Source organism: Kitasatospora sp. NPDC029312, from assembly GCF_055569215.1.
Map to the genome: position 1 here is coordinate 60,606 of NZ_JBVHXY010000038.1, position 17,101 is coordinate 77,706.

17 protein-coding genes and 4 tRNA genes are annotated in these 17,101 nt (G+C 74.9%); 13 read left to right on the top strand and 8 right to left on the bottom strand.

Annotated elements, in window-relative coordinates; genetic code table 11:
* Positions 1-89: 89 nt before the first annotated feature.
* Both ACZ4WV_RS26905 and ACZ4WV_RS26910 read left to right on the top strand, forming a co-directional pair.
* Positions 90-1,001 (top strand): zinc-binding dehydrogenase, encoded by a 912-nt coding sequence (locus ACZ4WV_RS26905; RefSeq protein ID WP_465751012.1) that lies wholly within the window; start codon positions 90-92, stop codon positions 999-1,001.
* A gap of 73 nt (positions 1,002-1,074) precedes the next feature.
* Positions 1,075-2,124, top strand: a complete 1,050-nt coding sequence (locus tag ACZ4WV_RS26910) for an alpha/beta hydrolase family protein (protein WP_465751014.1) — start codon at positions 1,075-1,077, stop codon at positions 2,122-2,124.
* A 225-nt stretch (positions 2,125-2,349) separates the two neighbouring features.
* Here the strand turns inward: ACZ4WV_RS26910 and ACZ4WV_RS26915 are convergent.
* The 4 genes from ACZ4WV_RS26915 to ACZ4WV_RS26930 all read right to left on the bottom strand — a co-directional run bounded on the left by ACZ4WV_RS26915 (position 2,350) and on the right by ACZ4WV_RS26930 (position 3,097).
* Positions 2,350-2,423 (bottom strand) — tRNA-Phe (locus tag ACZ4WV_RS26915).
* Between the two features lie 27 nt (positions 2,424-2,450).
* Positions 2,451-2,524 (bottom strand) — tRNA-Asp (locus tag ACZ4WV_RS26920).
* Positions 2,525-2,582: 58 nt separating this feature from the next.
* A tRNA-Glu gene (locus tag ACZ4WV_RS26925) sits at positions 2,583-2,655 on the bottom strand.
* Positions 2,656-2,755: 100 nt separating this feature from the next.
* On the bottom strand, positions 2,756-3,097 hold the full coding sequence (locus ACZ4WV_RS26930; RefSeq protein WP_465751042.1) for a metallopeptidase family protein: 342 nt from the start codon (positions 3,095-3,097) through the stop codon (positions 2,756-2,758).
* Positions 3,098-3,188: 91 nt separating this feature from the next.
* On the opposite strand from ACZ4WV_RS26930, the gene crcB (ACZ4WV_RS26935) reads away from it, so the two are divergent.
* The 6 genes from crcB (ACZ4WV_RS26935) (at position 3,189) to ACZ4WV_RS26960 (ending at position 8,876) form a co-directional block, all read left to right on the top strand.
* Entirely contained in the window at positions 3,189-3,728 is a 540-nt protein-coding gene (crcB, locus tag ACZ4WV_RS26935; RefSeq protein WP_465751044.1) for a fluoride efflux transporter CrcB, read from the top strand.
* Positions 3,725-4,096 carry a DUF190 domain-containing protein gene (locus tag ACZ4WV_RS26940; protein WP_465751016.1) on the top strand — a complete coding sequence of 124 codons (372 nt, stop codon included), beginning with the start codon at positions 3,725-3,727 and terminating at the stop codon, positions 4,094-4,096. Before crcB (ACZ4WV_RS26935) ends, ACZ4WV_RS26940 begins: the two co-directional genes overlap by 4 nt.
* Entirely contained in the window at positions 4,093-4,467 is a 375-nt protein-coding gene (gene crcB, locus ACZ4WV_RS26945; protein WP_465751018.1) for a fluoride efflux transporter CrcB, read from the top strand. The genes ACZ4WV_RS26940 and crcB (ACZ4WV_RS26945) overlap by 4 nt, the downstream gene beginning before the upstream one ends.
* Positions 4,468-4,646: 179 nt before the next feature.
* Complete coding sequence (locus tag ACZ4WV_RS26950) at positions 4,647-5,354, top strand: hypothetical protein (RefSeq protein ID WP_465751020.1); 708 nt, start codon at positions 4,647-4,649, stop codon at positions 5,352-5,354.
* Between the two features lie 197 nt (positions 5,355-5,551).
* The gene (locus ACZ4WV_RS26955) at positions 5,552-7,789 is read left to right on the top strand and encodes a DEAD/DEAH box helicase (RefSeq protein WP_465751022.1); all 2,238 of its coding nucleotides are present in this window, start codon (positions 5,552-5,554) and stop codon (positions 7,787-7,789) included.
* 208 nt (positions 7,790-7,997) lie between these two features.
* On the top strand, positions 7,998-8,876 hold the full coding sequence (locus tag ACZ4WV_RS26960) for a TIGR02452 family protein (protein ID WP_465751024.1): 879 nt from the start codon (positions 7,998-8,000) through the stop codon (positions 8,874-8,876).
* On the opposite strand, the gene ACZ4WV_RS26965 is transcribed toward ACZ4WV_RS26960, so the two are convergent.
* Positions 8,873-9,211 (bottom strand): hypothetical protein, encoded by a 339-nt coding sequence (locus tag ACZ4WV_RS26965; protein WP_465751026.1) that lies wholly within the window; start codon positions 9,209-9,211, stop codon positions 8,873-8,875. The genes ACZ4WV_RS26960 and ACZ4WV_RS26965 overlap by 4 nt on opposite strands.
* A 252-nt stretch (positions 9,212-9,463) precedes the next feature.
* On the opposite strand from ACZ4WV_RS26965, the gene ACZ4WV_RS26970 reads away from it, so the two are divergent.
* On the top strand, positions 9,464-9,982 hold the full coding sequence (locus tag ACZ4WV_RS26970; protein ID WP_465751028.1) for an RICIN domain-containing protein: 519 nt from the start codon (positions 9,464-9,466) through the stop codon (positions 9,980-9,982).
* A 4-nt stretch (positions 9,983-9,986) separates the two neighbouring features.
* Here the strand turns inward: ACZ4WV_RS26970 and ACZ4WV_RS26975 are convergent, their stop codons facing one another.
* The 3 genes from ACZ4WV_RS26975 to ACZ4WV_RS26985 form a co-directional block, all read right to left on the bottom strand.
* Entirely contained in the window at positions 9,987-10,682 is a 696-nt protein-coding gene (locus tag ACZ4WV_RS26975; RefSeq protein WP_465751030.1) for a tyrosine-protein phosphatase, read from the bottom strand.
* A gap of 99 nt (positions 10,683-10,781) precedes the next feature.
* Positions 10,782-11,543, bottom strand: coding sequence for an SDR family oxidoreductase (locus ACZ4WV_RS26980; protein WP_465751032.1), 762 nt, complete (start codon positions 11,541-11,543; stop codon positions 10,782-10,784).
* A 10-nt stretch (positions 11,544-11,553) separates the two neighbouring features.
* Complete coding sequence (locus ACZ4WV_RS26985; protein ID WP_465751034.1) at positions 11,554-12,777, bottom strand: DNA glycosylase AlkZ-like family protein; 1,224 nt, start codon at positions 12,775-12,777, stop codon at positions 11,554-11,556.
* A 175-nt stretch (positions 12,778-12,952) separates the two neighbouring features.
* Here ACZ4WV_RS26985 and ACZ4WV_RS26990 point away from each other — a divergent pair, with 175 nt between their 5' ends.
* From ACZ4WV_RS26990 to ACZ4WV_RS27005, 4 genes are all read left to right on the top strand, one after another.
* Positions 12,953-13,666, top strand: coding sequence for a nucleotidyltransferase domain-containing protein (locus ACZ4WV_RS26990; protein ID WP_465751036.1), 714 nt, complete (start codon positions 12,953-12,955; stop codon positions 13,664-13,666).
* Positions 13,667-13,872: 206 nt separating this feature from the next.
* Positions 13,873-13,945, top strand: a tRNA-Lys gene (locus ACZ4WV_RS26995).
* Positions 13,946-14,065: 120 nt separating this feature from the next.
* Complete coding sequence (locus tag ACZ4WV_RS27000) at positions 14,066-14,575, top strand: F0F1 ATP synthase subunit B family protein (RefSeq protein ID WP_465751038.1); 510 nt, start codon at positions 14,066-14,068, stop codon at positions 14,573-14,575.
* Between the two features lie 351 nt (positions 14,576-14,926).
* A complete protein-coding gene (locus tag ACZ4WV_RS27005; RefSeq protein ID WP_465751040.1) occupies positions 14,927-16,933 on the top strand; it encodes a carbamoyltransferase C-terminal domain-containing protein in 2,007 nt (668 codons plus the stop codon).
* Positions 16,934-17,101: the final 168 nt, after the last annotated feature.

Consider the following 17,101-nt stretch of genomic DNA (forward strand, 5'->3'; position numbering starts at 1 on the left):
GTCGGTTGTCGGCGTCCGCCGCCGGTTGTTGGACCGCGCGGGGCCGGGCGCGGTGAGCTGGAGCCCGGCCGAACGGAAGGAGTGCGGGAATGAAAGCGCTGGTGGCGGCGGACGGGGCGGTGCGGTTCGCGGAGGTGGAGCAGCCACGGCCCGGGGCCGGAGAGGTGCTGGTGAAGGTGGAGGCCTTCTCGGTGAACCGGGGGGAGACCTTCCAGCTGGAGGCACCCAGGCCCGGATGGCGGCCGGGGAAGGACGTCGCCGGGCTGGTCGTCCAGGCCGCCGCCGACGGCTCCGGGCCCGGCGTGTGCCGGCGGGTGGTCGCCCACCCGCCCGCCGGGGGCTGGGCCGAGTACGTGTGCGTGCCGACCTCCTCGCTCGCCGAACTGCCCGACAGCCTGGACGCCATACGGGCCGCCGCCCTGCCGCTGGCCGGCCTCACCGCGCTGCGGCTGCTCCGGACCGCCGGGGCACTGGCCGGGCGGCGGGTGCTGATGACCGGGGCCTCCGGCGGAGTCGGCCACTACGTCACCGAGCTGGCCGCCGCCGCCGGGGCCGAGCTGACCGTCGTCACCGCCTCCCCGGAACGCGGCCGTCGACTGGCCGAGCTGGGGGCCACCGAGGTGGTGCACGACCTCCGCGAGGCGCGCGGCCCCTACGACCTGGTGCTGGAATCCACCGGGGGCGCGGCCCTGCCGCTCGCGCTGGCCCGGCTGGCCCGGCGCGGCACCCTGATCTGGTTCGGCCAGGCCTCCCGGACGCCCGCCACGCTCGACTTCTTCGACTTCTTCAGCGGCCCCGAGTCGGCCACCCTGCGGCACTTCCACTACGCCGACTCCGACGTGCCCGACGGCCAGGACCTGGCGGCCCTGGTGCGGCTGGCGGCCCGGGGCCGGCTGACCCCTGAGCTCGGCCGGGTCGCGCCCTGGGAGGAGACCGCCACCGTACTCACCGACCTGCGCGACCGCCGGATCCGCGGCAAGGCCGTCCTGACCGTCGCCTGACCCGGCCTGCCGGCCCCTCCTGACCCCTCCTGACTCTTCCTTCTGACTCCTCTTGCGGAAAGGGACTCCCACCGTGTCCGTCCTCGACACCCCCGGCCTGTTGGCCGCCTTCATCGCCGAGAACCGCCCGCGCGTGCACGGCGCAGGCCTCGACCCGTACGAGTACGCCCGGGTGACCGCCCCGCTGACCTCCCTCCACGACTGGCCGGCCGCCTTCGCCGCCGCCGGCCGCCGGTACCGCGCCCAGGCCGAGCGCGCCGAGGCCGAGGGCCGCACCGTCACCGCCGGCACCTCCTACCGCAGCGCCGCCCGCTGGTTCCACGCCGCCGGGCTGCTGCCGCACCCCGACCGGGCCGCCGCCGCCCGGCTCGCCACCGACGCGGACGAGGCGATGCGGCGGTCACTGGCCCTGCTGGAGCCCACCGCGGAGCGGGTGGCGGGCGAGGGCTTCGCGGGCTGGCTGCGCCGTCCGGCCCGGGCGGGGGAGGCCGCAGCCCCAGTGGTGGTGGTCGTGCCGGGCATGGACTCCGGGAAGGAGGAGTTCCACGCCGTCACCGAGGCCCTGCTGGCCCGGGGCATGGCGGTGCTCTCGATCGACGGACCCGGGCAAGGCGTGCTCGCCGCCACCAGCGCGCCCGAGCCGGACTACCACCTCGTGGTCGGCCGAGCCCTCGACGCGCTCGCCCACCGCGACGGCCTCGACCCCGCCCGCACCGCCGTCATCGGCCTCAGCCTCGGCGGCTACTACGCCGCGACAGCCGCCGCCCGCGAACCCCGGCTGCGCGCCGCCGTGACGGTCAGCGGCCCCTACCGGCTGGACTGGGACGGTCTCGTCCCGTTCGTCACCGAGACCCTCACCCAGCGCTGCGGCAGCCCCGAGGCCGCCCGCGCCTTCGCGGCCCGGATCGACCTGACCGCCCTCGCCCCGACGATCACCCTCCCGCTCCTGGTGGTCGAGGGCGGCGAGGACCGCATCCCGGGCGTCACCGGCGCCACCGCCCTCGCCTCCCACGCCCCGAACGCCGAACTCCTCCTCGTCCCCCACGGCAACCACCTGCTCGGCACCGCCCTCCCCGACTGGCTCCCCACCACCGCCGACTGGCTCGCCACCCACCTCGGCTGAACCGCCCCCACCGGGGCGCAACACGTGACACCCGCGACCACCCCGGCGCGGCCGCAAGCACCGCCACCTGCCCGGCCCACCGCCCCACCTCGGCGGGCCGGGCACCGCGAGGCCGATCCATGCCCGTACCGCTTGTCGGGAGTTGTGGAAGGTCGCTGTCGAGCGGCATGAAAAAAGCCCCGCAGAATGATCTCTGCGGGGCTGCTTTGCCTTATCAGGCGGTTGTGGCCAGGGCCGGGGTCGAACCGGCGACCTTCCGCTTTTCAGGCGGACGCTCGTACCAACTGAGCTACCTGGCCGTACTGCGTCGTCTCTGGCGAGACGAGCGATCCCGACGGGACTTGAACCCGCGACCTCCACCTTGACAGGGTGGCGAGCTAACCAACTGCTCCACGGGACCTTGTAGTGGCGAGCCACTAAGGTCTTGCGATCACTGCACTTTACTACGGTACTGCGCGTGCCCCCAACGGGATTCGAACCCGTGCTACCGCCTTGAAAGGGCGGCGTCCTGGGCCACTAGACGATGAGGGCTTGCGGCCTGTCCCGCTGTTTCCAGCGTTCGGGGACGTCGAGAAGCATATGGGATGCGGGGCGGATCGCCAAAACGGGTTTGGGCCGGGTGGGGCGGGGGTCAGGACCAGCCGAGGTCGTCGAGCTCGTGGTCGTCGAAGCCGAAGTGGTGGGCGACCTCGTGGATGACGGTGGTGCGGACCTCCTCGACCACCTGTTCGCGGGTGTCGCAGTGGCGCAGGGTGGGGCCGCGGTAGATCAGGATGCGGTCCGGGAGGACGCCGGCGTACCACTCGCCGCGCTCGGTGAGAGGGGTGCCCTCGTAGAGGCCGAGGAGTTCCGGGTCGTCGGGGTCGGGTTCGTCCTCGACGAAGACCGCGACGTTGTCCATCATGGCGGCGAGCTGCGGGGGAATCTGGTCCAGGGCATCGCCGACCAGCGTCTCGAACTCTTCCCGGGTCATCTCCACCGGATCATTGTCGGGTCTGGGATGACGGTGTGCCAGGCAGCGGGCGCCGGTGTTTGATGGGGCTGTGACGACCTCGGAGGACGCGATGGACGACACCGCGGAGGAGCCGGCGCGGACCGGCCCGCCGGGCGCGGCGGCCGTGCGGCGCAGGCCGCCGGTGCTGCGCGGTCAGGGGCCGGCCGTCGTGGTGGTCGCGGTGGGCGGGGCGATCGGGGCGGTGGCCCGGTATGCGGCGGGGCTGGGCCAGCGGACCGGGCCGACGGCCTTCCCGTGGACGACGCTGCTGGTCAACGTGGTCGGCTGCGCGGTGATCGGGGTGTTCCTGGTGGCGGTCACCGAGGGGCGTCCGGCGCATCCGCTGCTGCGGCCGTTCTTCGGCACCGGGGTGCTGGGCGGCTTCACGACCTTCTCGACGTACTCGGTGGACGTCCGCCGGCTGCTGGAGGCGGGGCGGCTCGGGCCCGGACTGGCGTACCTCGGGCTGACCCTGCTCGGTGCGCTCGGTGCGGTGTGGGCGGCGGCCGTGCTGACCCGGCGTCTGATCCGCCGTCGGGTTCCGGGTTCGGTCGGCGGTTCGGTCAGCCGTACGGTCCGCCGTTCGCTCCGTGGCGGGGGTGGCCGGTGAGCCGGCTGAGTGGGCCGGCGCTGCGGCTGACCGCGCTGGTCGGCGAGAGCGACATGTGGCACCACCGCCCCGTCTACAGCGAGATCGTGCACCGGGCGCGGGCGGCCGGGCTGGCCGGGGCGAGCGTGTTCCGGGGGATCGAGGGTTTCGGCGCCTCGTCGCTGGTGCACACGGCGCGGCTGCTGTCGTTGAGCGCGGACCTGCCGGTGGCGGTGGTGATCGTGGACGAGGAGCAGCGGGTGCGGGCCTTCCTGCCGCAGCTGGAGGAGCTGGTGGCGGAGGGGCTGGTGGTGCTGGACCACTGCGAGGTCGTCCGGTACACGGGCCGGGGCCCGGGCGGGACCGGCGGGGGCGGGGGAGCGGAGTGAACTGGCTGTTGGTGGTGGCGGGCGCGGTGGTGGGCGCGCCGCTGCGGTACCTGACCGACCGGGCGGTGCAGTCCCGGCACGACTCGGTGTTCCCGTGGGGCACCTTCACGGTGAACGTGGTCGGCTGTCTGGTGCTCGGCCTCCTGACCGGGGCGGTGGCGGCCGACGCGGCCTCCTCGCACGTCCAGCTGCTGGTCGGCACGGGCTTCTGCGGGGCGCTGACCACCTACTCGACCTTCTCGTACGAGACGCTGCGGCTGGCCGAGTCCGGTGCCGTGCGCTACGCGGTGGCCAACGTGGCCGGCAGCCTGGCGGCCGGGTTGACCGCCGTGTACGCGGGGGCGGAGCTGGCCTCGGCGCTCTGGGGCTGAACGGGCCGGCGGGCCGGTGGGCGCAGGGCCGGTGGGCAGGTGGCCGTAGAGCCGGAGCGGCGGCGGGGTTCGACAAGCACCGCGCCGACCCGTGTCCCGGCGCACCCGGCGCGCGTTGGGCACCGAAAGCGGCCGCGCGTCAGTGGGCGGCCCGGGTGGGGCGGTGGAGAGGGAACTCGGTGGCTTCGGTGCGGACGGTGCGGACGGTCGGGGTGCGGGTGGCCGCGCCGGTGCGGGAGGCGGCGCTGCGGCGGTCGCGCGGGATGCGCGCGGCTGCGGTGCTGGCGGTGGCCGGTCTGGGGCTGACCGGCTGCATGTCGGTCGGTCCGGCGGCGGAGGACAAGCCCGGCGGGGTGGCCCCGGTCGGGCAGGCCGGTCCGGTGGGCAAGTCGGGCGCGACCGGCGCCCCCTCGGCCTCGCCGGGCGCCGGGCACCCGGGGGGCGCCTCCGGGCACCCGGAGCGCCCGGGCGGCGTGCAGGCCGAGAACGCGCCCCCCGGGGCCACGGCCACCGCAGCGGGCGAGATCGCGCCCGGCGCGAACGGCGCGGTCGCCGGTGTGGTCCCGGTGCCGGCGGCGGGCGCCCCCGAGAACGCGCCCGGTGGCACCGGTTCCGCGGGCGGCGGGAACGTGAGCCCCGCGCCGCACCCGGGCGGTACGACAGGTGGCAGCGGCGGCCCGGCGGGCCCCGGTACGGGCGGGGCGGGCGGCACCGGGGAGGGCCGCTCCGGCGGCTCCGCCGGGACGCCGTCGGCCACCCCGAGCAGTCACCCGTCCACCTCGCCCGAGCCCGAGCACACCTCGCCCGCCGCGACCGTCCCGCCGGCCCCGCAGCCCTCCGCGGGCAGCTCCGGTTCTTCGGCGCCGAGCCCCCGGGCGGGTGGGTAGCAGGGGTTTGGCCTGGGCATTTGCCTTCGATCCGGAAGTTCCTCTATGGTGGTAGATCGTTCGTTTGATCCATTTGACTGGCGCCCTTTCCCATCTGGCGCCCTTGGCGCGTTCCGGCGATCCGTGGCTGACCGCATAGAGGCGGTTGTGAAACAGAACCCCGGACTTTGGCGCGTGCCACTTCCGGAAGGTTTTGAATGTCTCTCGTTGACGACGCCCGCTTCGCCATGCCCGCGAACGAGGCCGCCGCCGATGTCACCGACACCACCGACATCACCGACACCACTGAACTGACCGCCGAGGCCGCGGAGATCGCCGCCGAGGGGACCATCGAGGAGATCGCCGCCGAAGAGGCCGCCGCCGAGGAGAGCGCGGAGGCCGCCGAGCCGACCATGACCTTCGGCGACCTGGGCCTGCCGGACGACATCGTCCGGGCCCTCGCCAAGCGCGGCGTCACCACCCCGTTCCCGATCCAGGCCGCGACCATCCCGGACGCCCTGGCCGGCAAGGACGTGCTGGGCCGCGGCCGCACCGGCTCCGGCAAGACCCTCAGCTTCGGCCTGCCGCTGCTGACCCGCCTGGCCGACGGCGAGCGCACCCGCGCCAAGCACCCCCGCGGTCTGATCCTCGTCCCGACCCGCGAGCTGGCCATGCAGGTCGCCGACGCGCTGGAGCCGTTCGGCTCGGTGCTCGGCCTGCGCCTCAAGGTCGTCTGCGGCGGCACCTCGATGTCGAACCAGATCTACGCGCTGGACCGCGGCGTCGACGTCCTGGTCGCCACCCCGGGCCGCCTGCGCGACCTGCTCAACCGCGGTTCGGCCAAGCTCGACGACGTCCAGGTCGCCGTCCTCGACGAGGCCGACCAGATGGCCGACATGGGCTTCCTGCCCGAGGTCACCGAGATCCTCGACCAGGTGCCGGCCGGCGGCCAGCGCCTGCTGTTCTCCGCCACCCTGGAGAACGAGATCGACACCCTGGTGAAGCGCTACCTGAACGCGCCGGTCACCCACGAGGTCGACCCCTCGGCCGGTGCCGTCACCACCATGACCCACCACATCCTCGTGGTGAAGCCCAAGGACAAGGCGCCGATCACCAACGCGATCGCCGCCCGCAAGGGCCGCACGATCATCTTCGTCCGCACCCAGATGGGCGCCGACCGCGTCGCCGAGCAGCTGATCGAGGCCGGCGTGAAGGCCGACGCGCTGCACGGCGGCATGACCCAGGGCGCCCGCACCCGCGTCCTCGGCGACTTCAAGGACGGCTATGTCAACGTCGTCGTCGCCACCGACGTCGCCGCCCGCGGCATCCACGTCGACGGCATCGACCTGGTCCTCAACGTGGACCCGGCCGGCGACCACAAGGACTACCTGCACCGCTCCGGCCGCACCGCCCGTGCGGGCCGCTCCGGCATCGTCGTCACCCTGGTGCTGCCGCACCAGCGCCGCGGCGTCTTCCGCCTGATGGAGGACGCGGGCGTCGACGCCAGCCGCCACATCCTGGACCACGCCTTCGACGCCGAGGTGGCCCGGATCACCGGCGCCCGCTCGCTCACCGAGGTCCAGGCCGAGAGCGCCGCGAACATCGCCGGTGCCGCCGAGCGCGAGCTCGCCGACATGACCCGCCAGCTGGAGCGGGCCCAGCGCCGCGCCACCGAGCTGCGCGAGGAGGCCGACCGCCTGGCCGCCCGTGCGGCGCGCGAGCGGGCCGAGCTGGGCATCGTGGACGAGGCCCCGGCCGCCGAGGAGGCGGGCGAGCAGGCCGAGACCCCGGTCGCCGCCGAGGCCGCCGCCCCCGCCGCGGCCGCGCCGCAGGCGGAGGACCGTGCCCCCGCGTACCGCGAGGCGCGCACCGAGCGTCCGGCATTCGGGCGTGACCGCGACCGGGACCGTGACCGTGATCGGGACCGTGACGACCGCCGCTCGGGCGGTTTCAACCGGGACCGTGGTGACGACCGTCGCTCGGGCGGCTTCGCCGGCCGTGACCGTGATGACCGTCGCTCGGGTGGCTTCGACCGCGACGAGCGTCGTCCCGGCGGTTTCAACCGGGACCGTGGTGACGACCGTCGCTCCGGTGGCTTCGCCGGCCGTGACCGTGATGACCGCCGCTCGGGTGGCTTCGACCGCGACGAGCGTCGCCCCGGCGGCTTCGCCGGCCGTGACGACCGCGGCGGCCGCTCCTTCGGCGACCGTCCGGCCCGCTCCTTCGGCGACCGCCCGTCCTTCGGTGACCGCCCGTCCTTCGGTGACCGCCCGTCCTTCGGCCGGGACCGCGACGAGCGCGGTGGCAGCAGCCGTCCGTTCGCGCGCCGTGACGACCACCGCTCCGGTGGCCGTCCGCAGGCCGAGCGCGGTGGCTTCAACCGGGACCGCGGCGGTTTCGACCGCGAGCGTGGCGGCTTCAACCGCGACGACCGCAAGCCGCGCTGGAAGAACTGACGTCGGACGACCGGTGGTTGACCGCCGGTCGGACTGACTGACCCGAACACACGAAGGGCCCGCTCCGTACCTCGGAGCGGGCCCTTCGCGTTCCCCGAACCCCCCACGCACCTCCCGGCACCTTCCGCGCACGGCCCCCCGAGGTGTTGTTCTGGGAGTGAGAATAACCGGTGGCGCCGGTCGGCGGTAGTCCCGTAGCGTCACCGGCATGAGCAGCAGACTGCATGAGGTGGCACGGGTGAACGAGGAGATCGCCGAGCGGGGGAGCTACCGGACGGCCGGGGGCGAACTCGTGCAGGTCGGGGAGCAGTTGGCGGCGGCGAAGGCGGGCACGGTGTCGTACGCGCCGGCGGCGCTGGACGCTCTGCTGGCCTCCCCGGGGGCGGGCGCGGGGCATGCGGCGGGGCCGGGAGCGTCGCCCGAGCCGGGGCCCGGGCCCGCGGCCGGGCGGATCGAGGTGACGGCCGAGGGGAGCGTCGAGGCCGCCCAGCGGCTGGTCGCGGCCGGTGCCGGGCCGGTCGGGGTGCTGAACTTCGCCTCCGCGCGCAACCCCGGCGGCGGCTACCTGCGCGGCGCCCGCGCCCAGGAGGAGGACCTGTGCCGCAGCGCCCTGCTGTACTCCTGCCTGCTCGAGGCGCCCGACTACTACGACGCCCACCGCGCCTCGACCGACCTGCGGTACAGCCACCGGGTCATCGTCTCGCCGGGCGTCCCGGTGATCCGGGACCGGCGCGGCGCCCTGCTGGCCCGGCCGTATCCGGTCACCTTCCTGACCTCGCCCGCCCCCAACGCCGGTCAGCTGGAGCGGCGTTCGCCCGGTACGGACGTCCGTGGCGTGCTCGCCGAGCGGGCCGTCCGGGTGCTCGCGGCGGCGGCCCGGCACGAGGTCCGCGCCCTGGTGCTCGGCGCCTGGGGCTGCGGGGTGTTCCGCAACGACCCGGCCGAGGTGGCCGAGGCTTTCGAGGGTGCGCTGGCCCGGTACGGCGCCGCCTTCGAGCAGGTGGTCTTCGCGGTCTGGGACCGCTCACCGGTCTCGGCGAACCGGGCGGCCTTCGAGGCCAGGTTCGCCGGGCCGAGCGGGGCCTAGCGGCTCTTGCGGGCGGACAGTGCCGTCGCGGCCGTGGAGGCCGCCGCGACCACACCGGTGACGGCGAAGACGGACGGCCAGGCGCCGATCTTCTTGGCCAGCGGGTGGGAGCCGCCGAAGGCCGCCACGTACAGGCCGGTCAGCGCCGCCGCGGTGGCCGTGCCCGCGTTCCGGCGCCACTGAGCGGCCGCCCCGGCACCGGCCACCGCCAGCACGGCGCCGCCGAGCTCGCGCCGGCCGCTCCAGCGGGCGACGCCGTAACCGCCGAGCAGGCCGCTCGCCGCGGTCAGCGCCGCGGGCGCGGCGGCCGTGAGCACGTTCGGGACCTTCGCCATCGTCGACTCCACTCGTCACTCGTCACCGGTCGTGGCCGGCCAACGGGGGCCGCGGCCGTGGGGCTGCGTCGGCTTCCGACCATAACGCGGCGAACGGGGCGGCCCCCCGGAGCCTCCCTCCTACCGGAAGGCCTCCGCCGCCGGTGTGCCCGGCACCGCCCCCGCCCTCCGCCGGGCCCGGAGGTTTCCGCGCGCCCGCCGCTGGGTCCGGGGCCGAGGACGGCTGTCGGCCCCCGGTGGGAGACTCCCGTCATGACTGAGCGAGCGCCTGGCCGACCGACTGACCGACGGGCCGATCGAACGGCCGACCGCCCGGGCGGCGCCGCGGTCACCGACGGCCGCTACCGGATCCGCAACGTCGGCAGCGGCCTGCTGCTGGAGGTCGCCCCGGGCTCCCGGCGCAGCGGCGCCCGGGTGCGGGTCGGCGCGGACGACGGCTCCGACGGGCAGCTCTGGCAGCTCACCGCCGTCCACCCGGGCGGCGCGCTGTTCCACATCGAGAGCGCCGCGGGGGGCAAGCGCCTGGACGTCACCGGCGCCGCCCCGGAGGACGGCGTCCCGATCCAGCTGTGGTCCGCCAACGCCTTCGGTGCCCAGGAGTGGCTGTTGGAGGCCCACGTCGACGCGCCGGGGACGTACACCGTCACCAGCTTCATCAGCGGCAAGCCGCTGACCGCCCCGGCGGACCCGGCGGACCCGGACGCGGGCGTCCGGCAGTGGGAGGACGTCGACGCGCCCACCCAGTGGTGGCGCTTCGAGCGGTGCGAGTAGGGCCTCAGGAGGAGAGGTTGGCGCGTACGGCGGCGAGTTCGGCTTCGGTGACGCCCTGGGCCCGGAGGTAGGCCGGGACGGTGCCGTGGTGGCTGCGGATCCAGCCGAGGGAGGAGGTGATGAGTTCGGCGCCGACCGGGCGGGAGACGCGCTCGGTGCCGGCCTCGTCGAGGTAGGGGACGGGCCCGCGGTCCAGGCCGAGGCCCGCGTTGGAGCGCAGGAAGTCGGTGGTGATGTCGGCGTCGGAGGTGCCCAGCAGGGACTGCAGGACGGCGACGGTCAGGCCGGTGCGGTCCTTGCCGACGGCGCAGTGGATGACGACGGGCAGCGCTTCGGGGGCGGCCAGGCAGCGGACGACCGCGGCGAGCGAGGGCCCGGCGGTCTCCGGCATGAAGGTGTAGAGGTCGGCCTGGTCCTCGGGCCAGGGCCGGTCGAGGTCCTCGCGGTTGGCGGGCAGGGTCGGCACGTGGAGGGTCTCGTGGTCGAGGCCGTGCCGCTGGTCCGGCCAGACCTGCAGTTCGACCGGGCTGCGCAGGTCGATGACCGTCCGCAGGCCGAGGGCCTTGAGCCGGCGGGCGCCCTCCTCGGTGAGCAGGTGGAAGGAGCCGGAGCGGTACAGCACGCCCCGGCGCAGGGTGCCGATCCCGCCGGCGTCACGGAAGTTGCGCACACCGGGGATGTCGATGAAGGCGTCGGTCATGGCCCCCACCGTACGGGCGCGGCCGATGTGGCGGAAGGAAACCGGAGGGGGCGGTCCGTTGAAGACCCGGCCCGGGGCCGGGAGCCCCGGCGGTGGTCCTCAGCGTCCCCCGGAGACCTCCAGGAACGCCCCCGTGGTGTACGAGGCGGCGGGGGAGAGCAGGAACAGGATCGCCTCGGCGACCTCCTCCGGCTGCCCGCCGCGCCGCATCGGCACGGCCGGTGCGACGCGGTCGACCCGGCCGGGCTCGCCGCCGAGCGCGTGGATGCCGGTGTGGATCAGGCCCGGGCGGACGCAGTTGACCCGGATGCCCTCGGCCGCGACCTCGAGTGCCAGCCCGCAGGTCATCGAGTCCACGGCGCCCTTGGCGGCCGCGTAGTCGACGTACTCGTTCGGCGAGCCGATCCGGGAGGCCGCCGAGCCGACGTTGACGATCGCGCCGCCGCGTCCGCCGTGGCGGGTGGACATCCGGCGGACGGCCTGGGCGGCGCAGAGGAACGGGCCGGTGACGTTGGCGGCCCAGATCCGGTTCAGCCGGTCCTCGTCGATGTCCTCCAGCCGGCACTGCTTCTCCAGCGTCCCCGCGTTGTTCACCAGCCCGGTGAGCGGCCCGAGTTCGGTGTCCACGGTGGTGAACAGCCGCGCCACCTCGGCGGTGCGGCTGACGTCGGCCCGCACGGCCAGGGCGGTGCCGCCCTCGGCTCGGATCGCGTCCACCACGGAGGCGGCCGAGGCCTCGTCGGTACGGTAGTTGACGCAGACCCGGTAGCCGCGGCGGGCGGCCAGCCGGGCGGTGGCGGCACCGATGCCGCGGCCGGCGCCGGTGACGAGCAGGACTTCGTCGGTGCTGGTGGTCGACATGGTCCGTACGCTACCCGGCCGTTCGGCCGGTCGTGCCCGCAGCCGCGGCCCGCAGCGCGGCGATCTTCGGCGCCCGGCTCCTCGGCGAGTCCAGGCTGAAGCCGCGGGCGTCGCCGAGCTCGTCCCGGACGAAGGCCGCGGTGCGGGTGAGGGCGTCGCGCAGCGCGTCGTCCGGCGGGACGAACAGCTGGTGGACGATCTCGGCCCGCTCGGTGTCGTACTCCCACAGGCCGACGATCCGGCCGCGGTCGAGCACCAGGTGGGTCTGCGGGTCGGCCTCGGTGCCGAAGGTGCGCCCGGCACGGCCGGCCGGCAGCGGGCGGGCGGCGTCGGCGGGGTCGAGCAGCCGGGGCAGGTCGCGGTGCAGCAGGTGGATGCCGTCGATGCCGGCCAGCAGTGTGTAGTGCGGCTCCCTCGGCACCTCGAAACCGGCGAACTCCTCGGCGAGTTCGGGCGGCAGCAGGAAGTCCGAGCCGGGGGCGAGCGGGACCAGGCCGGCTTCGGCGACGGCCCGTCTGGCGGTGGCGGCGGTGAAGCCGGAGAACCAGCGGAAGTGCTTGAGGGTGGCGGGGGCGGCCCACGAGAAGTACCGGCGGGCGAGGTCGACGGCGTCCCCGCGGACCGGCTGGTCCCAGCCGACGTAGCCGTAACGCTGCTGGTCCAGGCGGCCGTTGACCGGCACCCGGCGGATCCGGCCGCGCGCCTGCAGCAGACCGAGGGCGAGCGGCAGGGTGGTCGCCAGGCCCCGCTTGCGGCCCGCCTCGCCGAGCGGGCGGGCGGCGTCGCCGACCGCCTCCCGGATGGCGGCCGGATCCAGTGGCCGGTCCTCGGTCAGGACCCGTTCGACGGCCAGGCAGAGCTGCTCCACCTCGTCCCGGCCGACCCCCAGGTGCTTTCCCGCCGCGGCGAGTTCGCCCTCCGGGGCGGCCGCGCCGGCCGCCAGGCCGAGCGCGAAGTCGGCGGCGGGCAGCACGTACGTACAGCCGCGCGCGGACGGCAGCTCGTGCACCTCCAGGGCGGCCACCGCCGCGTCCACCGCCGCCCGGCCGAGCCCGGCCCGGGCGAACAGGCCCAGGTACGGGGCCGCGCCGCCCACCGAGCGGGCCCAGCCGGTGGCGGCCAGCACCTCGGCCGCGGACGCTCCGGTGTGCGGGCGGTCCAGCCACTGCCGGTGCGACCACCAGGCCCGCAACCTCTCGATGCCGCCGACCTGGGGGTGGGGATCGTGCTCCATGGGGCCAGTATCGGCGGGGGGAGGGACCGAGGACCGGAAATCGCTCGCCCGGCGCGGCCCGTACCGGGGAGGATTCGGGCACGGATGCGGTGGCCGCCCGTCCGTTCGTCCGTCGGTTCGAGCTTCGGCTCGTCCGTCGATTCGAGTCGATTCGCCCTGTGAGAGGAGTCCGCCCGTGCCCGCCACCCCCGGCACCGTGCTGCTGTCCGGCATCGTCGGCTCCACCGCGTACGGCTTGGCCCACGCCGGCTCGGACCTCGACCGGCTGGGCCTGTTCGCCACCCCCACCGAGGAGTTGCACGGGCTGCACCGCCCGGTCGAGTCGCACGTCACCACCGCGCCCGACGTCACCCTGCACGAGGCCGCCAAGTGGTGCCGCCTGGCGCTGTCCTGCAACCCGACCGCCTCCGAGCTGGTGTGGCTGCCGGAGGAGCTGTACGAGACCGTCACCCCGCTCGGGCGCGAACTGGTGGGCATCCGCTCGACCTTCCTCAGCGGCCCCGCCGTCCGCAAGGCCTATCTCGGCTACGCCGACCAGCAGTTCCGCAAACTGCTGACCCGCGACACCACCCACCCGGCGACCCGTCGCCGGGCGGCCAAGCACGCCCGGCACCTCGTCCGGCTGGTCGAGCAGGCCGTCCGGCTGCACGAGACCGGCCACCACCTGATCCGGCTGCCCGACCCGGAGCGCGTCCGGGACCTCGGCGAACGCATCGCCGATCGGCCGGACAGTGCCGAACCGCTGCTCGCGGACGCCGCCGAACGCCTCGCCCGGCCCGGCGCGCTGCCCGACGCCCCCGACCCGCGCCCGGTCGAGGCCTGGCTCCGCCGCGTCCGCGCCGCCCACTACACCCCGCCGCAGGACGGGCCCCGCGACCCCGCTCCCTGACCCGGCCCCGGGGGCCGCGGCCGGCCCCGCTGCCACGGCTGGCGGAAGGACCGCCGGAAAGGCCCCGGAAGGGCCGCTGGAAGACCCACCGCAACGCCCGCCCCACGAACCCGGCGCGCCCGGCCGATCCACTGGCGGAGCCCTGGGCCCCACCGGGTAGGATCGCCGTGGCCCTCCCCACCAGGCACCACCGGGACCAGGGCCGCGGGCCGCTAGCTCAATTGGCAGAGCTGCGGACTTTTAATCCGTAGGTTCAGGGTTCGAGCCCCTGGCGGCCCACTCGCTGCGATCGTGTCCGACCTGGGCGTCCTCCCTTCGGGGAGGGCGCCCTTCGTCGTGTCCGGGGTCGGCGGGGTACCCGGGGCGGGTAGGGGCGAGAGGCTCAACTATCTTGATGGCATGGGACCTTTGGAGCCGGACGTCGCCCAACTCGTCATCGGACTTGTCTGTTTCTTCCTCGTGTTCGGGGTGCTCGGGGCGCTGCTGCTGCCGCGCATCGAGAAGACCCTGGCGGAGCGGAGGGATGCCACCGAAGGGGGTGTGGAGCGGGCCGAGGCGGCACGGGCCGAGGCGGAACGCATTTATGAGGAGTTCCAGGCGGAGCTCTCCGGGGCCAGGCACGAGGCGGCGCTGATCCGGCAGACCGCCACCGAGGAGGGCGCGGCGCTGATCGCGCGGCTGCGCGCCGAGGGGCAGGAGCTGCGGGAGCGGATGCTGGCGGAGGCGAAGGTCCGGCTGGAGGCCGACCGGGTGCTGGCCGAGGCGGAGCTGCGGGAGGACGTGTCGCGGCTGGCCACCGAGCTCGCGGGCCGGGTGATCGGCGAGCCGGTCGCCGGGCTGCCGCGCACCCGGGCGATCGCCGACGAGTTCTTCGCCGAGCACGACGCGCAGGCGGGCGCGCGGGCCTGAGACCGGGCAGCCGCACTTCTCCTACCGGGGGACCGGGCCCTGGCGGGTGGCACAGCCACCGGCCGGGGCCCTTCCCGTTCCCGGCTTTCCGGCCCGCTTTCCCGGCTCCCGGCCCGATTCCCGGCCCCCATTCCAGAATCCGCTGCGCATGCGTATGCGGGCGGCCCGGACGTGCGTAAACGGGGATTTCAGTATGTACCGGGCGTCCGCGCGCGTGGTCGAATGGCCGGGTAGTCGCTGGCGCCGGGGGCAGGCGGCCGGCCCTGGCGGGGTGCGGGAAATCCCCCCGCGCACGGGCCGGAAATACCTCGTCCTGACAGAACCTGGCAGACCGAGGAAAAAGAGGTAACCGTGGCCGAGCACTTCCTTTCCGCCTATCTCACGCCGCCGGGGCCGGGTGCGGTCTTCTCGGTTCGGCACGACCAGAACGTGGCGCTGTGGCGCCGCGAAGGGGCGGACGTCGAACTCGTCCGGGTCTGGGAGCTGGAGCGGGTCAGCGGGCAGAAGCACCACTTCTGGCCGCTCTATACCGAGGGCCGGGCCGAGGCCTTCCTGTCGGCGCTGCTGGCCGAGGAGGGGCTGACCCTCGACGACGTCACCGCCACCTGGGGCACGCCCGGGCTGCCGAAGGCGCAGCCGGTGCCGAAGCCGGCCGGGGCGGAGGAGTTCCCGCTGCACAGCCTGGCCCACCTGTTCAGCGGTGTGCTACGGGACGTCCCGCTGTTCCGCGAGGGGCAGATCGTCGGCCTGGCGATCGACGCGCTGCCCGACTACGCGCAGGAGAGCCGACCCAACACCTACTGGTACGCGGGCTGCGTGGTGAAGCAGGGCCGGATCACCTTCGAGCCGGTGGAGTCGCCCGGCCCGCTGTACACCGCGGCGGAGACGGTGTTCGGGCTGGAGCCCGGCTCGCTGATGGCGCTGGCCTCCGCCTCGACCGCCGCCATCGAGTTCGACGCCGAGGCCGCGATCGCCGGCGTCACCTTCTTCGGCGGCTCGGCGACCCAGCCCTGGAAGGCCGCCCACGACCTGGTGCGCTCGGTGGTGGAGGCCGCCGAGCTCCAGCTCGCGGACGTCGAGCTGGACGACACGCTCAGCCGCGAGGACCACCTGCGCAGCGCGGTGATGAAGGTCGTCCAGCGCTGCTGCGAGGGCGTCGCGATCCGCAACGTGGAACGGCTGCTGGAGGTCGGCGGCATCCGCGCCGAGGACACCCACCTGGCCACCACCGGCGGCTACGCGCTCAACTGCCCGACCAACACCCTGCTGATGGACCGGTTCGGCTTCAAGGGCCTGGTCACCCCGCCGTGCGCCAACGACTCCGGCCAGGGCATCGGCCTCGGCCTGCTCGGCCTGTACGGGGCGGGCGCGCTGGACGCGGCCGACCTGCGGATCGTCTCGCCGTACTACGGCCGGGACGTCCTGGACGTGGCGGAGGCACTGGCCGAGTTCGCGCCGTGGATCGTCTCGGTGACGGACTTCGAGGCCGAGCGCTTCGTCGCAGACGTCTCCGACGGCGTGATCGCCTGGGTGGGCGGCCGGGCCGAACTCGGGCCGCGCGCGCTCGGCCACCGCAGCCTGCTCGGCGACCCGCGCTCGCAGAAGGTCAAGGACCTGCTGAACGCGTACAAGCGGCGCCAGTGGTGGCGGCCGGTCGCGCCGATGGTGATGGCCGAGCACGCGGGCGAGTGGTTCGCCTCCGACCGCGAGTCGCCGTACATGCTGGAGGCCGTCCAGGTGCGGCCGGAGGTAAGGGAGTTGGTCCCGGCGATCGTCCACCTGGACGGCTCGGCGCGGCACCAGACCGTCACCGCCGAGTCCAACCCGCGGCTGCACCGGGCGCTGGACGCGTTCCGGGCCGCGACCGGGGTGCCGATCCTGTGCAACACCTCGCTCAACGACAAGGCCGAGGCGGTCGTCGACCAGGCCGCGCAGGCGCTCAACTTCTGTGTCCGCAAGGGAGTTCCGGTGCTCTACCTGTGCGGACGGCGGGTCGAGCTGCGGGCCGAGCCGGTGCCGGCCACGGCGGCCCCGACCGAGCCGCGCCCGCGCGCCCTGGAGTACTTCGCCGGGCAGGAGGCGGACCGCGACGCGCTGTGGCAGGGCTGGCTGAACGCCGGCTACACCGTCGAGGGCATGTACCACCTGTCGCGCAGCCACCAGCTGCGGGCCGAGCAGGAGCTCTCCACGCCCGAGCGGGTCAACCTGCTGGCCGCGTACCGGGCGAAGGTGGACCCGTCGTTCACCGGCCTGGTGAACAACTTCCGCCGCACCCACGGGCCGGGCGGCTCCTTCGTCGACCCGTCCACGCTGACGGGCGCCTTCGGGGTGATCAACCCGCTGCGCAAGGGCCGCTAGTAGAAGGAACCACCGGACAACGGGTCGGGGGGGGGGGGGGGGGGGGGGGGGAGCCCCCCCCCCCCCCCCCCCCCCCCCCCCCCCCCCCCCCGAGGGCACCGACCGCGGCCCCCCAACCCGCCCTCCCCGGAAATGGCCCCCCCCCCCCAAAAAAAAACACCTCCCCCG